Here is an 18799-nt window from a genome sequence, read left to right on the forward strand (position 1 = left end):
TAGCCTTCGCAGACTATCTGATGGACACCGTTGCCATGGTCTCACCGATCAACGCCGCTGAGCGAAAGCCGTACCAGAAAATCGCTGACCAACTGCGAAACTACATCGTCCAGGGGGACTTCAAGGCAGGCTCCAGGCTTCCCCCCGAGCGCGATTTGACCCAACTGCTGGGGGTTTCCCGGCCTTCGCTGCGCGAGGCGCTCATCGCCCTGGAAATCGAGGGCGACATTGAAATCAAGATGGGCTCGGGCGTGTACGTGCGCACCCGGTCCACGGACGGGAAAAACAAGAGCGAAACCTTGGGCGAGAGCCCCTCGGAACTGATGCAGGCGCGCGCCTTGATCGAAGGCGAGTCGGTGGTCCTGGCCTGTTTGCACGGCAAAAAAAGCGACTACCGCTATCTGCAGGAATGTATCGACGCCATGCGCGCCAGCATCGCCAACGGCCAGCCCCCTCTGGAGGACGACCGCAGGTTTCATCAGCGCCTGGCCAAAATGAGCGGTAACTCTGCTTTGGTCCGGATCATCACCGCGCTGTTTGATGAACGACATAACCCTATTTCGGCACACCTGAGCAAGCACTCCGAGAACGCGTTGACCTGGGAAGCCGCCGTCATCGAGCATGAAGCGATCCTGCACGCCGTCGCCAACAAGGATGTGCTCGGTGCTCAGACCTCCATGCGCCAGCACTTGAGCCGCTCGGAGAACCGTTGGTTGCAGGCGCTGGGGCCGGAAGACATGAGCGATTAGACCGGCGGTGGATGGGCGTTGATGTGGATCACTCAAACTCACTCAACTGCACACCGAACCTGTGGCGAGGGGATTTATCCCCGTTGGGCTGCGCAGCAGTCCCCAAGCCAGTCACTGCGGTGTGTCAGGCTGATCGCATTCAATCCTTGGGGCTGCTTCGCAGCCCAACGGGGATAAATCCCCTCGCCACAAAAGCCCTCGGTAACTGACGCATCGCCACAGGCTTTTTGGCCTGACAGATTTCCCCTGTTTATTTTCAAGCCTCAGCCCAACTGTTTCCGCACGGCCAGTTCCACACCACGGATTTCCGCCAGGCCCTTGAGGCGACCGATCAGCGAGTAGCCGGGATTGCTTTTGCGGTGCTGGTCATCCAGCAGTTGATGCCCATGGTCCGGTCGTAGCGGCAAGCGCGGGCCACCTTCGCGCTCACGCCTGCGCTCTTCGGCCACCAAGGCACTGATGACCCCGACCATGTCGACGTCGCCACCCAGGTGATGGGCTTCGTGAAAGCTGCGTGGGTCGGCCTCCCGGCGGGTTGAGCGCAAGTGAGTGAAGTAGATGAACGGCGCAAACTGCTTGGCCATCGCCACCAGGTCGTTGTCTTCGCGCACACCATAGGAACCGGTGCAGAACGTCAGGCCATTGGCCGGACTCGGGGCGGCATCCAACAACCATTGGGCATCTTCAGCGGTGGAGAGGATGCGTGGCAGCCCCAGCAGCGCCCGAGGTGGATCGTCCGGATGGATCGCCATGCGTACCCCGACTTCCTCCGCCACCGGGATCACCGCACGCAGAAAATACCCCAGGTGCTCACGCAACTTGGCCTCGTCGATATTGGCGTAGGTGCGCAGCAAGTCACGAAAATTGTCCAGGCTGTAGTGTTCCTCGGCGCCGGGCAAACCAGCAATCAGGGTGTTGACCAGGGTTTCGCGTCGGGCTGGCGTCAGTTGTTCGAAGTAGACCTTGGCCTGCTGGATATCCTCGGCGCTGTATTCAGCCTGCGCCCCCGGACGCTGGAGGATGAACAAGTCAAAGGCAGCAAATGCGGTTTGATCGAAACGCAGCGCCCAGCCACCATCCGCCAGCTCATAGGTCAGGTCGGTGCGAGTCCAGTCCAATACCGGCATGAAGTTGTAGCACACGATATCGATGCCGCAGCTCGCCAGGTTGCGCACGCTTTGCTGGTAGTTGGCAATGTACTCGTCACGCCGCCCGCAGCCACGCTTGATGTCCTCGTGCACCGGAATGCTTTCCACCACTGACCAGCTCAAACCGGCCGCTTCGATCATCGCTTTACGAGCCGCGATAGCCTCCACCGGCCACACCTGGCCATTAGGGATTTCGTGCAATGCGGTGACGATGCCGGTCGCACCGGTTTGGCGAACGTCCGCCAGGGAGATCGGGTCTTTGGGGCCAAACCAACGCCATGTCTGTTCCATGTTGTTCTCCTTTTTGTTAGTTGGGTGCGACAAAGGTCTGCAAAAAACTGTCGATGCCGTCGCGAATCAGGGCGCCATAAGCACCTTGCACAGCCTCACGAAACGCCGGGCGCTCCGACAACGCGGCCGGAAAGACTTCGTCCAAATCGAGAAAGGCTTCCACCAACGATGCGCCGTCGAAGCGCCCCGCCAGATCGGCAAAAGTCGCACTCAAAGGGTCATCAATCACGTGCATCGGATAACCAGGCAAAGGTCGTGTGCAGTAATGAATCCATGCCGCGATGCCCAGCGCGGTACAGCCGATACCTCGCCCCTGGTCGAGCAACTGCCGGGCGCCGAGCAACCAGCGTTGCGGCAGCTTCTGCGAACCGTCCATGGCGATCTGGCGCAGACGATGCTGCAGGCTGTCATTGGCAAAGCGCGCCTTCAGATCGTGGGCATACGCCGAAAGATCGATGCCCGCCGGCATATCCAGGGTGGGCGCCGCTTCTTCGGCCATGTAGCGCTCGAAGAGCCGTGCCAGATTCGCGTCACTGACCGCGTCGAACACCGACTCATGGCCGGCCAGCAACCCCACGTAGGCCAGTAACGAATGGCTGCCATTGAGCATGCGCAGCTTCATCGTTTCAAACGGGCGCACGTCTTTGACCATCTGTACGCCTTCCACTTCCCAGTCCGGGCGACCAAGGGGAAAGTGATCCTCGATCACCCACTGGCTGAAGCTTTCGCAGACCACTGCCGCCGGGTCGTGACAATCCAGTTGCTCCAGCCGCCGGAAGGACTCGCCGTCCATCGCGGGCACAATGCGGTCGACCATGCAACTGGGAAACGCTACTTGTTGCTCGATCCACCGCGCCAGCCCCTCATCCTGCAGCGCCGCCAATGCGCTGACCGCCTGACGGGTGCGTTGGCCGTTATCCGGCATGTTGTCGCAGCACAACACAGTGAATGGCGGGATGCCGGCGGTACGACGGCGACGCAGGGCCTCAAGGACAATGCCAGGCGCTGAGCGCGGCGCTTGCGGATGAGCGAGGTCATGGGCAATCAGCGGATCTTCGCTGCGCAGTTGCCCCGAGGACGGGCTCAGGCAATAACCTTTTTCGGTGACGGTGAGGGTAACGATCCGCGTTTGCGGCTCGGCCATGCGCTGCAATAGCAGCTCCAGGTCATGGCCGCCCTCGCCCACATACAAGGCCTGGCGCAAGACCCCGATCTCGCGCAGCGTCACCTGTTCGCGGTCGCGGAACTCGGCAACATGGTAGCGACCGTCCTGCCCACGCAATTGATCGACCAAGGTGCGATTGGAACGCAGGTTGGCGCTGCACAGCCCCCAGTCGCTTTCACCACGACGATTGAGATGGCGTTGCAAGTAGACCGCCTGGTGTGCGCGATGAAACGCGCCCAAGCCCAGGTGGACAATACCGATCTGCGGTGCCGCGCCGGTGGAGGGCACTCGTTTCACAACAGGCATCAATACGCTCCTTCTGTTCAGGGATGGCTCAGGGCCGAAGCCGGTTGCGAGCCTTGTGCAGCCGAGTCACCGATATTGGCCACCGCCAGGGGTTTTACATAGCGCGCCACACACACGGCACCGATCACCGTCAACAACCCCGCCAGCAGGAACGCACTGGTGAACGAGCCGGTGAACTGCACCAGGAAGCCGGTCAAGGTCGGGCCGACAATGCCCGAGGTGTTCGCCAGAAAGTGCATGAAGCCGCTGACGCCACCGACTCGTGCCGCCGGTACGGTGTCCTGGATGATCGCCCAGTAAATGGCCCCGGTGAGGTACAGGAAGAACACCGCCAAGGCGACGAGAATGACTGCCGGATACAGGGTCTTGACCATCCCGGCACAGGCGATACAAGCGGCGCAGGCCAACAGACAGGTCACCAGCACCACTTTGCGCGAGAACATCATCTTTCCGGTTTTCTTGAACACGAAGTCGGAGATGAAGCCGCCCAAAGCCAGGCCGAGGAAACCCAAAACCCAGGGAATGACCGTGGCGATGCTCATGTCCTTGACGTTGAGGCCGTGGGCCATGGTCAGGTAGCTGGGAAACCAGGTCAGGAAGAAAAACAACGTGTAGTTATAGGAGAAGAACGCCAAGGACGTGAACAGCACCGTCGGTTGCTTGAGGTAGAAGCGCAGTGGGAACACCGGTTGTGCCGCCAGCTCGCTTTGCCCCTCGGCTCGGAGAATATCCTCGGCGCCCTCGCCTTCGGGCCGTTCCTTGACGAACTTGAACCACACGGCAGCCCAGATCAGGCCGATCAGCATGATGATAATGAACGAGATCTTCCAGCCGTAGGTGACGGCGATGAAGCCCACCACCGGACCGGAAATCGCCCCGCCCAGCGGCGTGCCGGACATCGACGCGCCGATCGCCCGCGCCCTGCGCTTGGGGGTGTACCAGTTGTTCACCATTTTGCTGGTGGTAACGCTCAGCGGTCCTTCGCCCATGCCGAACAGAATCCGGATGAGCACCAGCGAAGCGAAGCCCACCGTCAACACGGTCAGGCCGCTGAACAACGACCACAAGACCATGGCCAACAGCAGCGTGGTCTTGGCGCCGTAACGGTCGGCGGCCCAGCCACCGATGAAATTGAAGGCGGCATAGCCGACGAAAAAACTGCTGAAGATCATGCCCATTTCACCCGTACTCAGACCGTAGTCCTTCTGGATGAAAGGCGCCGCCACAGACAATGCCGAGCGGTCGAGGTAATTGATGACCCCGGCCAGGAACAGCATGATGATGATTAAGCTACGTCCTTGACCAAACATGGTGGAGCCTCCCGCTTGTTGTGTTTATTCGGTGAGGGTGCCCGCACTCGGGCACGATAAGGTCGGAAGATCAGTGGTGGGCGTTCGTCAGTTCCACCAGTACCTTTCGGGTTTGCTCGGGGTGTTTTTCGATCAGGTCGATGGCACCGGGCATTTCGTCGAACGTGACGCGATGGCTGATCAGGTCCTGGACCTGCAACTGGCCGCTGGCGATCAGTTCGATCACCTTGGGGAACTTGCGGTTATTGAGCCGTGAGCCCACCAGGGTCAGTTCCTTCTTGATCATCTCCAACTGCACCAGGTCGCTGGGCGTGGCATTGAACCCCAGCAGGCCGATGCGTCCAGCCGGCGAGGCCAGGCGCACCATCTGCGGCATCAGTGCCGGGATGCAGGCAGCGTCGACAATCAACGGCACGCCTTCACCCTGGGTGAGTTCCCGCATTGTGGTTTCGACATCGACTTGCTGGCCGTTGAGGGTCCGGCTCGCACCCAGTGCCCGCGCCGTCTCCAGGCGACTGTCGATGACATCGGTCACGGTGATGTCGGTCAGCCCCAGTGCCCGGGCCATCTGCACCAGGGTCAGGCCGATGACACCGGCACCGTAGATCAGCACGCTGTCGCCCGGATGGGGCTGCATACGATCGAGCACATTCAGGGCAATGGAATAAGGCTCCACCAGGGCACCGTGGCTGAGGGACATCGAATCGGGCAAGCGGTGGGCGTTCTCGGCCGGTACGCACACCTGCTCGCTGAAACCACCGTCACGATGCACGCCGATCACTTGCAGCCGCGTGCAGACATTCGGTCGGCCGATGCGGCAGGGATAACAGGTGCCGCAACTGATCACCGGATCGATGCACACCCGATCGCCCACTTGCAGGTGTTCGACACCTTCGCCAACTTGCCGGATCACCCCGGAAAACTCATGGCCGGTGACTCGGGGGAAACGCACGAATGCGTTCTGCCCATGAATGATGTGCATGTCCGAGCCGCAGATGCCGGCGTAGGCCACATCGACCTGGACCTCGCCATGGGCAACCTGGGGTCGGTCGACCTGGGCCAGCCCGAACTCGAAGGGTGCTCTTACCTGGAACGCTTTCATCGGGTCACTCCTGGCGGGGATATCCGCCCCGCCGCTTGATGGGTTGGAAACGCTTCACCAGTGCCAGAGCGTGCCGTCTTCAAGACGGTTGACCGGCAGGCTGGCGCGCTTGTAGGGGTATTGGCGGGCGAGGTCTTCATCAATGTCGACGCCATGCCCCGGCGCATCGCCGGGCGTGAAATGGCCGTCCTCGAAGCGATAGGCATGAGGAAAGACTTCATCGATGCGCTCTTCATGAGGCATATGTTCCTGGATGCCGAAATTGGGCACCCAGGTATCGAAATGCAGGGCCGCCCCCATGCACACCGGTGACAGGTCGGTGGCACCGTGAAAACCGGTACGCACCTGGAACAGCGCGGCAAAATCGGCAATGCGCCGCACATGGGTGATGCCGCCGGCATGCACCAGCGTCGTGCGGATGTAGTCGATCAACTGCTCCTGAATCAACTCGCGGCAGTCATGGATGGAGTTGAACACCTCGCCAACCGCCAGGGGCGTGGTGGTGTGCTGGCGGATCAGGCGAAAGCTCTGCTGGTTTTCGGCTGGCGTGCAGTCTTCGAGCCAGAACAGGTTGTACGGCTCCACGGCCTTGCCCAGGCGCCCCGCTTCGATGGGCGTCAGGCGATGGTGAACGTCATGGAGGATATGCAAGTCATCACCAAAGCGCTCGCGCACGGCGGCGAACAGCTTGGGTACGTAATTGAGGTATTTGGCAGTGTCCCAGACGTGTTCGGCGGGCAGGTCGCTGTCGGCCGGCTCATAGCGTTCGCCGCTGCGCTTGGCGACACCGTAGGTGGTGGCGATACCCGGTATGCCGCATTGCACGCGCACGGCCTTGTAGCCCAACTCGACATGGCGAGCGACTTCGTCCAGGCAGCCTTCGATGTCCTTGCCGGTGGCATGTCCGTAGACCATTACCCGCTCGCGACTCTTGCCACCGAGCAACTGGTACAACGGCATGTTCGCGGCCTTGGCCTTGATGTCCCAGAGTGCCACGTCGACGGCGGCGATAGCGGTCATGGTCACCGGGCCGCGGCGCCAATACGCACCGCGATAGAGGTACTGCCAGATGTCTTCGATGCGATGGGCATCGCGGCCGATCAGCGCGGGCAGGACGTGCTCCTCCAGATAGGCGACGACCGCCAGTTCGCGGCCATTCAAGGTTGCATCGCCAATGCCGTAGAGACCTTCATCGGTGACGATCTTCAACGTGACCAGATTGCGACCCGGGCAAGTGACGATGACGCGCGCTTCAACGATTTTCATAAAGTCAGACCTGTGCAACAGAAGAAAGAGAGGACGCGCCCATTTTCGGCATCGCCGCCTGGGGAATCAGCGCCCCCCGGTACTGGACAACCTGGGCCGCCAGGCGATGGCCCCAGCAGGCGGCCTGCTCCGGATCGCCGCCCTGCAGGCGGCAGGCCTGGTAAGCGGCGTTGAACGAATCGCCGGCGGCGGTGGTATCGATGACATGGGCAACATGCTGGGCGGGCACTTCGAAACGGCCAGCCGGGCATTGGATCAAGCAGGAGTCGGCGCCGCGCTTGAGGGCCACTTCGCCGACTCCCTCCTGCGCATAAGCACTGAACAAGGCATCGGTGTCGCGGTAGCCGAACAGGATGGCGTCATCTTCCCAGGTGATCAGGGCCAGGTCGGTCAGGCGCAATAGTTCGCGGTAGACCTGCCGGGCCGCTTCGGGATCGGGCCAGAGGTGGGGACGGTAGTTGTTGTCGAAAACAATGCGCGTGCCCCCTCGGCGCGCCAGGTGCAAGGCCTGGATCAGGCGTTGGCGCCCTTCTGGCGTAAGGATCGCCAGGCTGATGCCGCTCAGGTAGACGTAGTCGTAATCGGCCAGTCCATTGAGCAGGGTGTCGGCCTCGGGGCCGTCGAACATGCGCCGCGCCGCTGCCTCCCCGCGCCAGTAGAGGAAACGCCGCTCGCCATGCGGATCGGTCTGGATGAAATACAGCCCCGGCAGCGCGTCTTCAATCACGCGGACATGGACGTCACCGATCCCTTCATCCAGCCAGGACCGGCGCATGGCAACGCTGAACGCATCGCTGCCTACGGCCGTCATGTAGTCCAGGGCAACTGCGCCACGGGGATTCAATCGGGCCAGGTAGACCGCGGTGTTGAGCGTATCGCCACCGAAGGTCTGCATGATCGCGGCACCCGGTTCACCACGCATCTCGATCATGCATTCCCCTACCAACGCCACCTTCAGTGGACGGGCGAAGCGGATCTCCGGGCCATGGTTAAGCGTTATATCCATAATCAACGCGCCTTTCTTGTTTTTAAAACGGCGTTTCATTTTTATCTCAAGGCCCGAGTCTAGTCAGATTTCCGGTCTCGTCAAGCAAAAATGAAACAGCGTTTTGTTCTGCTTGCGTATATCCTTGGGTTTTACTTTTCACGTTGGAGCCTTCATGGACAACAGCGTCATTCCAAACAACGAGCTGGTGTCGGCAGTGGGCCGGACCATGGCCGTGCTCGAGGCACTGGCCGAGCATCCGGAAGAAAGCGGCGTCTCGGAAATCGCCACCAAACTGGACATGTCCAAGGCCACGGTTTATCGCTTTTTGCAGTCGCTCAAGGCGCGGGGGTATGTGGTGCAGGATGCCGAGGATCGCTATCGCCTCAGCGTGCGGCTCTTCGAACTGGGCGCCCAGGCCCTGCCCCACCTCGACATCGTCCGGGAAGCGGAGCCGGGCATGCGGCGGATCAACGAGCTGACGGGCGAGACCGTCCACCTGGGGATTCTCGACGAAGGCAGCATCGTCTACGTGCACAAGATCGACTCCAAGTACAACCTGCGCATGTACTCGCGGATCGGTCGGCGGGCACCGCTGTACTGCACCGGTATCGGCAAGGTGCTGATGGCCTGGCTTGAAGAAGAAGAGCTGCTGGCGCACCTTGCGCAGGAAAGCTTCGAGCGCCGCACAGCCAATACCTTGACCAGTGCCGAGGCGTATCTGCAGGAACTGGAGACCGTTCGCCAACAAGGCTACGCCGAGGATCATGAAGAGTTCGAAGACAACATGCGTTGCCTGGCGGCACCGATCCGCGACCGCTTTGGCCACGTGATCGGCGGGATGAGCGTTTCATTCCCCTGCTTTCGCTTCAGGGAAGAGTTGAAGCAGGACTACGTCAAGCAACTGATGCAAGCCACCCAACAGATCTCAGGTCAGCTGGGTTGGCATGCACGGTAATAGCCGTCGACAACCGTGGCGAGGGAGCTTGCTCCCGCTGGGCTGCGCAGCGGCCCCAAAACCTGCCGAATGCGGAGCATCAGACACACCGCAACCGCCGGTTCACGACTGCTTCGCAGCCGAGCGGGAGCAAGCTCCCTCGCCACAGAGTCCACGTTTTTCCTAAGTGGACCACATTACCTGTGGGAGCGGGCTTGCTCGCGATGACGGCGGCACATCCAACACCTGTCCAGGCTGATCCACCGCTATCGCGAGCAAGCTCGCTCCCACAGGTCTCGACTGGCGGGTCTCAGAACCAGGTTTCCATCTGCATGCCGTACTGCCAGACGCCGCCGGCGTTGAAGTCGGTCTTGCCGAAGGAATCCGTGGTGCTGTACCGGTCCAGGTCCGACGACCAGTTCATCACGCTGGCGAACAGGCGTAGCTCGGGACGCGTGAGCAGATCGCCCAGGTCTGGCTTGAGGGTCGGGGCGACCGTGAACTTCCAGAAGTTACCGTCGACCGCATTGCGTTGCAGGTAGCCCTTGGGGTCGAGCTGCATGGTTTGCCAACTCATCTCGTAGGCCATTTCGAAATTGCTGTTGATTTCGTTGGCCAACCGCACGTTCAGGGTCATCCAACGATAGTCGTCGCCCTTGACGTAGCGGTCCTTGCTTTGCTCGGCCAACAGGCTCGGGCCGATGCGCCAGTTGGGCGCCAGGGGCGTCTCGCCGTACAGCGCCACACGCAGGGCACGGGCATCGTCGATCAGTTCGCCATCAGCGCCGATGTTCTTGACCTCAGCCCCCAAACCCTGCCCATAGAGCAGCGCGGTCTTGAAGAAGCCCTCGCGGCCGAAGAACGTTTTCTGGTGATTGGCAACCATGCTGTGCAAGCCGGAATCGGCCGGCGTCAGCCCCGCTTCATTGGTGCGCGTGCCGAAGTCGTTTTTCTTCGAACCAATGGCGTTGAACATCCACTGCCACTGCCCACCGTCAAAAAACTGGTTGGACGTCAGGATGTAGCTTTCCACATCGGCATTGACGCCGCCCTCGCTGAAATCCCCGTAGTTACGACCGATCAGCGAATAATTCGAGCGCCAGTCCTTGTTCATCTGCACGTCGTAGATACCGCCGCCGGTGCCGGCCAGGTAGACAACGTCGGAGTCCAGCCAATGGATGTCGAAGTTGTCCCTGTCGAAGCGCTTGCCTGCCCACAGGGTGGAATTTTCGAACATCGAGTTGCCCTTGAATGCCGCCAGGTGATCGAGTTCGGTAAACACCTGGCGCACGTTCAGGTTGCTTTCCTCGGCGGTCCAGTCGTTGGAACTCTCCACGCCATCGGCGATGGACACCGTGAATTTGGAGCGGGTGCCGTTCTGCGCGTACAGCTCTTTCGACAGGTCGATGCGCATGTAGGTGTCGTCCTCGTTGCCAAGTCGCCCGACGGCGCCACCGACAGAGCCCGCCGGGGTGGTGTACGGGCCGCCACGACCGCCGCCCAACCCATCATTGATCAGCAACCCGGAGCGGGCGTAGCCCTTGAAGCTGAAGCCGTCAGTGAGGTGTGGGCCACTGCCCTGCTTTTCCGTACTTTGCTGGCGGGCTTCGAGTTTGGCCAGGCGTGCATCCAGCGTGGGGGCCTCAGCGGTGGACACTGACGGTTGCATGGCGGGCGCGGCGAGTTTGATTTGCTGCAGTTCCCTGGCAAGCGCCTGGGTTTGTTGTTCGGCGGCGGCGGCACGCTTTTCCGCTGCGCTGGCACGGGCCTCGAACGCGGCCATGCGCTCTTCCAGAGTCGCGGCCTGAGAGGTGGCCGCCGAGGCGCCGAGCACGCTTGCGAGTAGCCAGCTTGATGCTTTCTGCATGTGGATTTCCCTGTTTTGTTTTTATTGTTCTGTTGCCGTGAGCGGCCTTTTTCACCCAGGTTCTGAATTGTCAAAACTCAGGAAAAAAAGGATGCCTCATCGCAAATACACTGCTACATTTGGCGATGTTAACGTTAACTTTTCTAAAAACAAAAATAAAGAGGGCTTTATGAAACAGCTCAAATCGCTCCTTCCAGCGGCGCTGCTCGGCCTTTGTGTCGGGTTTCCGTGCCTCTCCACAGCCGCCAACCTGACGATTTCCTGCGGTGCCGTGGGTGCTGAATTGCAGCTTTGCAAGGAAGCCGTCGAGGCGTGGTCGAAGCAGACCGGCAACAGCGTCGAGGTGGTTTCCACGCCTAACTCGGCGACCGAGCGGTTGTCGTTCTACCAACAGATCCTCAGCGCCCAGTCCAGCGACATCGACATCATCCAGATCGACATGGTGTGGCCGGGAATGTTGGCCAAGCATTTGATGGATCTGCGCGAGGTGCTGCCTGCCAACGCTACCCAGGGTTACTTCCAGGCCCAGGTGGACAACGCCACGGTGAACGGCCGCCTGGTGACCATGCCGTGGTTCACCGACTCAGGGCTGTTGTATTACCGCAAGGACCTGCTCGAGAAGTACAACAAGCCCGTGCCCCAGACCTGGGAGGAAATGACGGCGACCGCCAGGACTGTCCAGCAGGCCGAGCGCGATGCCGGGAACGCCAATGCCTGGGGTTATGTATTCCAGGGGCGCGCCTACGAAGGCCTGACATGTAATGCCCTGGAGTGGATCAGCAGCCAACCCCAAGGCGGGCTGGTCAACACGCAAGGCGACATCGTGGTCAACAGCCCGGCCTCAAGGGCGGCGTTGACCCTGGCCAAGAGCTGGGTAGGAGACATCGCCCCCCGTGGCGTGCTCAATTACACCGAGGAGGAAGGACGCGGCGTCTTCCAGTCGGGCAATGCGCTGTTCATGCGTAACTGGCCGTATGTCTGGGCCCTGGTGCAAAGCCAGGACAGCGCGGTTAAAGACAAGGTCGGCGTCGCTCCCCTGCCCCGCGGCGGCGCGATGGGTTCCCACGCATCCACCCTCGGCGGCTGGGGCCTGGCGGTATCGCGCTACAGCGCCAATCCCAAGCTCGCCGCAGAACTGGTGAGCTACCTGAGCAGCGCCCAACAGCAGAAACACCGCGCCCTGGTTGGCGCCTATAACCCAGTGATCGAATCGCTGTACCAGGACCCCGAATTGCTCGCGGCCATGCCTTACTACAGCCAACTGCGCAGCATCCTCAACGATGGGGTCATGCGCCCCGCTTCAATCACCGCCGACCGCTATCCACGGGTCTCCAATGCGTTCTTCGATCAAGTGCATGGCGTGCTGGCGGGCGAGCGGCCGGTGGATCAGGCGCTGGCCGAACTGGAAAGCGAACTCACGCGCATCAAACGCCGGAACTGGTAAGCCACAAGGAAGGAAATCACCATGTCTGTCTCCACCACACTCGCCCCCGACGACGAGTACCTGCTCACCCGGGAAACGCCGGTACAACGCCGTCGCGTTCGCGCCGCCTGGCTGTTCCTGACCCCGATGCTGCTGTGCCTGGCGCTGGTGGCGGCCTGGCCGTTGTTGCGCACCTTCTGGTTCAGCCTGACCGACGCCAGCCTGGCCGACACCGGCGACGCGACCTTTGTCGGCTTGAGTAATTATCTGTTTCACAGCAGTGCTGGTTGGTCAGGCCTGCTTGTCGATCCACAGTGGTGGAACGCGGTGCGCAACACCTTGCATTTCACCGTGGTGTCGGTGGGGCTGGAAATCGTCCTGGGGCTGCTGGTGGCGTTGCTGCTCAACGTCCAGTTCGGCGGACGCGCCCTGGTGCGGGCGTTGATCCTGATCCCCTGGGCGATCCCGACCATCGTCTCGGCGAAGATCTGGTCATGGATGCTCAACGATCAGTTCGGCATCATCAATCACCTGATGCTGAGCCTCGGCCTGATCGACGCGCCCCTGGCCTGGACCGCCGATGCGGATCTGTCGATGTGGGCGGTGATCATCGTCGACGCCTGGAAGACCGTGCCCTTCGTCACCCTGCTGATGCTGGCGGCCTTGCAGATGTTGCCCAGCGACTGCTACGAAGCCGCCAGGGTCGACGGCATCCACCCGGTGAAAGTGTTCTGGTGGGTCACCCTGCCGCTGCTGATGCCAGCGTTGCTGGTGGCGGCGATCTTTCGCATCCTCGATTCCTTGCGGGTATTCGACGTCATCTATGTGCTGACCTCGAACTCGTCGAGCACCATGAGCATGTCGGTCTATGCCCGCCAACATCTGGTGGAGTTCCAGGACGTCGGTTACGGCAGCGCCGCCTCGACCTTGCTGTTCCTGGTCGTTGCGGTGATCGCCATGGTTTACCTGTACCTCGGACGCCGTCAGCTGGAGGTCCGCTCATGAGCCCGCGCCTGCTGAAAAAAGCCCTGCTGCGTCTCGGGTTCTGGTGCCTGATTGGCATCTTGCTGGTGTATGCGGTCTTCCCTTTCTACTACGCCATCGTGACGTCGCTGAAGCCGTCCAGCGCCTTGTTCCAGGTCAGCTACTGGATCGATAACCCGGATTTCTCCAACTATGCCGCCGTGCTCAACCAGGCCTCGTTCCTGCGGGCCATCGGCAACTCGCTGGTGGTGGCGCTGTGCGTGGTCACGCTGGCGCTGTTCCTCAGCCTGACCGCCGCGTATGCCTTGGGCCGTGTGAAGTTTCGCGGACGCGGTACGGTGTTGATGATGGTCCTGGGTGTCTCGATGTTTCCGCAAGTCGCGGTGCTGTCGGGATTGTTCGAGGTGATCCGTGCCCTGGGCCTGTACAACACATCCTGGGCGTTGATCCTGAGCTACACGATTTTCACCCTGCCCTTCACCGTCTGGGTGCTGACCACCTTCATGGGACAACTGCCTCATGAACTGGAAGAGGCCGCCATCATGGACGGTGCATCACCCTGGGTCACGCTGACCCGCGTGCTGTTGCCATTGCTCTGGCCGGCCCTGGTCACCACTGGCCTCCTGGCCTTCATCGCCGCCTGGAACGAGTTCCTGTTTGCCCTGACCTTCACGCTGACCGACTCGCAACGTACGGTCCCGGTCGCCATCGCATTGATTTCCGGCGGCAGCCCCCATGAGCTTCCTTGGGGCCTGTTGATGGCGGCATCGGTGCTGGTCACGGTCCCATTGGTGGTTCTGGTGCTGATCTTCCAGCGCCGCATCGTTTCCGGCCTCACTGCCGGCGCGTTAAAGGGTTGAGGCCCAACACAGACAAGAAAGGAACAGCATCGTGATCAAGTTGAAGCTGGACAACGTGAACAAACAATTGGGCGGCGCACGCATTCTTCGCGACGTCAGCCTGGAAATCTCGGCGGGTGAATTCGTGGTCTTCGTCGGCCCTTCGGGCTGCGGAAAGTCGACCCTGCTGCGATTGATCGCCGGACTGGATTCGATCTGTGGCGGCGACCTGCTGATCGACGGACGCCGGGTCAACGACCTGGAACCGCGCGAGCGCGGCGTCGGCATGGTATTTCAGTCCTATGCGCTGTACCCGCACATGAGCGTCTACGACAACATCAGCTTCGGCCTCAAGCTGGCCAAGACCGAAAAGACCAGCCTGCGCGAGCGGGTGCTGAAAACCGCGCAGATCCTGCAATTGGACAAACTGTTGCAACGCAAGCCAAGGGAACTCTCGGGAGGCCAGCGCCAGCGGGTCGCCATGGGCCGGGCCATGGCACGGGAACCGGACATCCTGTTGTTCGACGAACCGCTGTCCAACCTGGACGCCTCCCTGCGCGTGCAGATGCGCAACGAAATCGCCCGACTGCATGGGCGATTGGGCTCGACCATGATCTACGTGACCCACGATCAGGTTGAAGCGATGACCCTGGCCGACAAGATTGTCGTGCTCAATGGCGGCCGTATCGAGCAGGTCGGCTCGCCACGGGAACTCTACGAGCATCCGGCCAGCCGTTTTGTCGCCGGTTTCCTCGGCTCGCCCAAGATGAACTTTCTGCCGGCACGCCTGCATACTCCCGGCGAAACCAGCCTGATCGATAGCCCCTTATTGGGGATGACGCCCCTTCCCTTCGACAGCGCCCACCTGGCAGCGGACAGCCCGCTGACCCTCGGGGTTCGCCCGGAACACGTGTCGCTCATAGCCGCGCAGGGAAACGCCGGAGTCGTCGTGGCCGGGGTCGAATACCTGGGCAGCGAGACCTACGTGCACCTGGAAACAGGCGAGGATGAACCCTTGATCTGTCGCTGCGAGGTCAACGCCGGATGGCATGTGGGCGATCGGGTTGAACTGCAACTGGCGTTCGACAATCTGCACCTGTTCGATGCCGACGGTACAGCCCTGAGACGCCATCCTGCCGTCATTGAAGTCCTTGCACAGGACATCCCCCAGCGCTCGCCAAAAGCAGGCGTTCTATGACCCTGTCTGTGAATACCATGAACGCACCAATACGAACTCCTCTCGAACGTGCGCAGCAGACGCTGAGTGACGCCCAGTCCCGCGTCATCGACGATTATCGCCCTGACTATCATCTGGCGCCTGTAGCGGGCTGGATGAACGACCCTAACGGGGTGGTGTTTTTTCGTGGCGAATACCACGTGTTCTACCAACACCACCCCTTCGACGCCAAATGGGGTCCGATGTACTGGGGTCACGCCAAAAGCGCCGACCTGGTCCATTGGCAGCATCTGCCCCTTGCCCTGGCACCGGGGGATGACTTCGACCGCGACGGCTGTTTTTCCGGTAGTGCGGTGGTGTGTGGCGACACCCTGGCGCTGATCTACACCGGGCACACATGGTTGGGAGAAGTCGGCGACGAACGTCTGATCCGCCAGGTCCAGTGCCTGGCCACCAGTGTCGACGGCGTCCGGTTCGTCAAGCACGGCGCCGTCATAGAGGAGGCACCGCAAGCCGCGATCATGCACTTTCGCGACCCCAAGGTCTGGCAGTCGGATGGCTATTGGTACTTGATTGCCGGCGCGCGCCTGGGCGATACGCCGCTGCTGCCGTTATACCGCTCCACCGACCTGCGCGCCTGGGAATTCCTCGACTACGTGTCCAGCGGCAACGAGGGCGATGGCTACATGTGGGAATGCCCGGACCTGTTTCGCCTGAACGGGCGTGACGTACTGCTGTACTCCCCCCAGGGCATGCGACCAGTTGGCTACGAACGACTCAACAAGTACCAGACCGGCTACCGCATTGGCCGGCTCGACAGTGAATGGCACTTCACTGGCGGGCCGTTCATCGAACTGGATAACGGCCACGATTTCTATGCCGCGCAAACGCTGGAGGCCGCCGATGGTCGGCGCCTGGTGTGGGCCTGGCTCGACATGTGGGAAAGCCCGATGCCGAGCCAGGCCCATCACTGGTGCGGCATGCTTGGCCTGCCCCGCGAACTTGAACTGCAGGGCGATCGCCTTGGCGTGTTTCCGGCGCGGGAACTGGTCGCGCTGCGCCAGGCGCCGTTACCGAGCATCGCGCCGTGGGGCGAGTCGGGCAGCCGCTGGGTACCGCAGGTGAAAGGCGACAGGCTCGAAATCCACGTGCACCTGGATCTGCTCGACTGTACCGAAGGCCACCTCGGCATCGCCTTGCGCTGCAGTGCCGATGAGCAGGAGCAAACCCTGCTTTACTACGACGCGTCACTGCAACGCCTGGTGCTCGATCGCAGCCACTCGGGCGCCCAGGTGAGCGGTCAGCGCAGCGTGTCGATAGAACGGGCACAAACGCAACTGCACCTGCGGGTGTTTCTCGATCGCTCGTCCATCGAAGTGTTTGAGGAAAACGGCCGCTTCAGCCTCAGCAGCCGCCTCTATCCGCGGCCCGACAGCCTCGGGGTGAAACTGTTGGCAAACGGCACTGGCGGGCGCGTCGCCATTCCCAAGGCGTGGCCGTTGGCCTCGGGCTGGTTGTGAGTACCGCCATTGGAGTCGCGAGAAGCCCGGGCCCTGTGTCATGATTCTGCGTCAACCTGACTGGCCGCACTTCGCATGACTTCCGTGAAAGACGTTGCACAGCTGGCCGGCGTATCCCTGATGACGGTTTCGCGCGCGCTCAACACGCCGGAAAAACTGAGCCCTGAGACCCTTCAGCGGGTACGTCGCGCCATTGATGAACTGCAATTCGTACCGAGCCTGTCGGCGCGCAGGATGCGCGGCGACAACTTGCAGGCGCGCACCATCGGTGTGTTCGCGTTGGACACTGCAACCACGCCATTCGCCGTCGAGCTGCTGTTGTCCATCGAACAGACCGCGCAGCAGGCAGGCTGGAACGTCTTCATTCTCAACCTGTTGAGCAACCCGCCCACCGACCAGAACATCGACCTGATGCTGTCGCATCGCCCTGACGGATTGATCTTCAGCGCCATGGGATTGCGCCAGGTGAGCATTCCCGAGCGACTCAAGAGCAAACCGCTGGTGCTCGCCAACTGCCTGGCGGACGACAACCAGTTGGTCAGTTATGTGCCGGATGATGAAGCTGGACAGCATCGGGCCATGGCGCATGCGTTGAGCCAAGGCTATCGGCGCCCGCTGTGCATCAATTTGCCCAGGAAGAGCGTTGCCTGGCGCCTGCGCCAACAAGGCCTGCAACGCGCCTGCCAGACATTCGCGCTCGCGCCCGAGGCACTCCTGCAATACGACCTTTCCGATCACGACGCCTATGGTGAAACCGCCGCCATTCTTGACCGGCATATCGTCGACGGCCGTCCGCAATTCGACATCCTGGTCTGCGGCAACGATCGCATTGCCTTTTGTGCCTATCAGCTGTTGTTGGGCCGTGGCCTGAAGATTCCCGACGATGTCGCTGTGCTCGGTTATGACAACATGATCGGCATCGCTGAGTTGTTCATCCCACCCCTGACAACGGTACAACTGCCGTACTACGAGATCGGTCGCCAGGCTGCCCGGCACCTGATCGAGAACCTCGAGGTATCGGGTGCCCAGCCCGTGGATTGCCCGCTGGTGGTCAGGGCGTCGCTATAAGGTCAATCGGTACCCGGTGTCCTTGCATCAAGGCTGCTTCGCCGGCGACGGCGGCAGCGCCGCGATTATCCGGGCGCGGCAAACCTCGAGTATTTCATCGGCCAGCGCGGAATCGTCCGGACAGGCGCGCGACAACATGATCGCACCGACGGCATGCGCCAACGTGTCGAGCATCTTGGCCCTGATCGTCTCCTGCGGCGCGTCTTGCCCCGCCTCGTAGTGGCGTTCGAGTGCGGCCAGCGTGTTTTCCACGCCGCTGGCAAAGGTGGCCTTCAGCTCAGGCGATTGACGCGCAGCGTCCCCACACAGGGCCGACAGGGTGCAACCGTCGCCCCGGCCGTCACGGTGGTCCCTGGACACGTAAAGATTGATGAACCCAGGCACGCCGAGGCCCGAGCTGTCGGTCAGCGATTGCGCAAGGCTGCTGGCGGCCGCTTCTGCCATCAAGTCGGCCTTGGAGCCGAAATGTTTGTAGAAACCGCCATGGGTGAAGCCGGCGGCCGCCATCAGGTCCGCCACCCCTACGCCGTCAAAGCCTCGCTCGCGAAACAGGACAGAGGCCGTCTTGACGATGTGCTCCCGATTTGCCTGGGCCTGGGCCTTGGTCACTCGCATTTTTCACTCCCTCGTGCTGCTCGAAAATCATGCTCGCATCATACATA

At 61.4% G+C, this 18799-nt stretch carries 16 protein-coding genes; 8 read left to right on the plus strand and 8 right to left on the minus strand.

The window, feature by feature from the left end; genetic code table 11:
* Window positions 1-35: 35 nt before the first annotated feature.
* Window positions 36-749: a FadR/GntR family transcriptional regulator gene (locus PSH86_RS18080; RefSeq protein ID WP_305490376.1), complete on the plus strand. Its 714-nt coding sequence runs from the start codon at window positions 36-38 to the stop codon at window positions 747-749.
* A 263-nt stretch (window positions 750-1012) separates the two neighbouring features.
* On the opposite strand, the gene uxuA is transcribed toward PSH86_RS18080, so the two are convergent.
* The 6 genes from uxuA to PSH86_RS18110 all read right to left on the minus strand — a co-directional run bounded on the left by uxuA (window position 1013) and on the right by PSH86_RS18110 (window position 8343).
* A complete protein-coding gene (gene uxuA, locus PSH86_RS18085) occupies window positions 1013-2188 on the minus strand; it encodes a mannonate dehydratase (protein ID WP_109753185.1) in 1176 nt (391 codons plus the stop codon).
* Between the two features lie 16 nt (window positions 2189-2204).
* The gene (locus PSH86_RS18090) at window positions 2205-3659 is read right to left on the minus strand and encodes a mannitol dehydrogenase family protein (protein ID WP_305484008.1); all 1455 of its coding nucleotides are present in this window, start codon (window positions 3657-3659) and stop codon (window positions 2205-2207) included.
* Between the two features lie 17 nt (window positions 3660-3676).
* Entirely contained in the window at window positions 3677-4969 is a 1293-nt protein-coding gene (locus PSH86_RS18095; RefSeq protein WP_116832688.1) for an MFS transporter, read from the minus strand.
* A gap of 70 nt (window positions 4970-5039) precedes the next feature.
* Window positions 5040-6071, minus strand: a complete 1032-nt coding sequence (locus tag PSH86_RS18100; RefSeq protein ID WP_163858195.1) for a Zn-dependent oxidoreductase — start codon at window positions 6069-6071, stop codon at window positions 5040-5042.
* A 54-nt stretch (window positions 6072-6125) separates the two neighbouring features.
* Entirely contained in the window at window positions 6126-7337 is a 1212-nt protein-coding gene (gene manD / locus PSH86_RS18105; protein WP_163858192.1) for a D-mannonate dehydratase ManD, read from the minus strand.
* 4 nt (window positions 7338-7341) lie between these two features.
* Window positions 7342-8343, minus strand: a complete 1002-nt coding sequence (locus tag PSH86_RS18110; RefSeq protein WP_305490377.1) for a sugar kinase — start codon at window positions 8341-8343, stop codon at window positions 7342-7344.
* A gap of 154 nt (window positions 8344-8497) precedes the next feature.
* On the opposite strand from PSH86_RS18110, the gene kdgR reads away from it, so the two are divergent.
* Complete coding sequence (gene kdgR / locus PSH86_RS18115) at window positions 8498-9280, plus strand: DNA-binding transcriptional regulator KdgR (RefSeq protein WP_109753190.1); 783 nt, start codon at window positions 8498-8500, stop codon at window positions 9278-9280.
* A 289-nt stretch (window positions 9281-9569) separates the two neighbouring features.
* Here kdgR and PSH86_RS18120 read toward each other — a convergent pair whose 3' ends face one another.
* Entirely contained in the window at window positions 9570-11126 is a 1557-nt protein-coding gene (locus PSH86_RS18120; RefSeq protein ID WP_305484013.1) for a carbohydrate porin, read from the minus strand.
* 169 nt (window positions 11127-11295) lie between these two features.
* Here PSH86_RS18120 and PSH86_RS18125 point away from each other — a divergent pair, with 169 nt between their 5' ends.
* The 6 genes from PSH86_RS18125 (at window position 11296) to PSH86_RS18150 (ending at window position 18137) form a co-directional block, all read left to right on the plus strand.
* Entirely contained in the window at window positions 11296-12570 is a 1275-nt protein-coding gene (locus tag PSH86_RS18125; RefSeq protein ID WP_212801062.1) for an ABC transporter substrate-binding protein, read from the plus strand.
* A 21-nt stretch (window positions 12571-12591) separates the two neighbouring features.
* On the plus strand, window positions 12592-13554 hold the full coding sequence (locus tag PSH86_RS18130; protein ID WP_305484018.1) for a carbohydrate ABC transporter permease: 963 nt from the start codon (window positions 12592-12594) through the stop codon (window positions 13552-13554).
* Window positions 13551-14393: a carbohydrate ABC transporter permease gene (locus PSH86_RS18135; protein WP_116832693.1), complete on the plus strand. Its 843-nt coding sequence runs from the start codon at window positions 13551-13553 to the stop codon at window positions 14391-14393. The genes PSH86_RS18130 and PSH86_RS18135 overlap by 4 nt, the downstream gene beginning before the upstream one ends.
* Window positions 14394-14424: 31 nt before the next feature.
* Window positions 14425-15570: an ABC transporter ATP-binding protein gene (locus PSH86_RS18140; protein ID WP_212801065.1), complete on the plus strand. Its 1146-nt coding sequence runs from the start codon at window positions 14425-14427 to the stop codon at window positions 15568-15570.
* The gene (locus PSH86_RS18145) at window positions 15567-17069 is read left to right on the plus strand and encodes a glycoside hydrolase family 32 protein (protein WP_305484022.1); all 1503 of its coding nucleotides are present in this window, start codon (window positions 15567-15569) and stop codon (window positions 17067-17069) included. The genes PSH86_RS18140 and PSH86_RS18145 overlap by 4 nt, the downstream gene beginning before the upstream one ends.
* Window positions 17070-17144: 75 nt before the next feature.
* Complete coding sequence (locus tag PSH86_RS18150) at window positions 17145-18137, plus strand: LacI family DNA-binding transcriptional regulator (protein WP_163858180.1); 993 nt, start codon at window positions 17145-17147, stop codon at window positions 18135-18137.
* A gap of 27 nt (window positions 18138-18164) precedes the next feature.
* On the opposite strand, the gene PSH86_RS18155 is transcribed toward PSH86_RS18150, so the two are convergent.
* On the minus strand, window positions 18165-18752 hold the full coding sequence (locus tag PSH86_RS18155; RefSeq protein WP_109753198.1) for a TetR/AcrR family transcriptional regulator: 588 nt from the start codon (window positions 18750-18752) through the stop codon (window positions 18165-18167).
* Window positions 18753-18799: the final 47 nt, after the last annotated feature.

The organism is Pseudomonas sp. FP2300 (assembly GCF_030687595.1).
In the GTDB taxonomy this organism is placed as follows: Bacteria; Pseudomonadota; Gammaproteobacteria; order Pseudomonadales; family Pseudomonadaceae; genus Aquipseudomonas; species Aquipseudomonas bijieensis.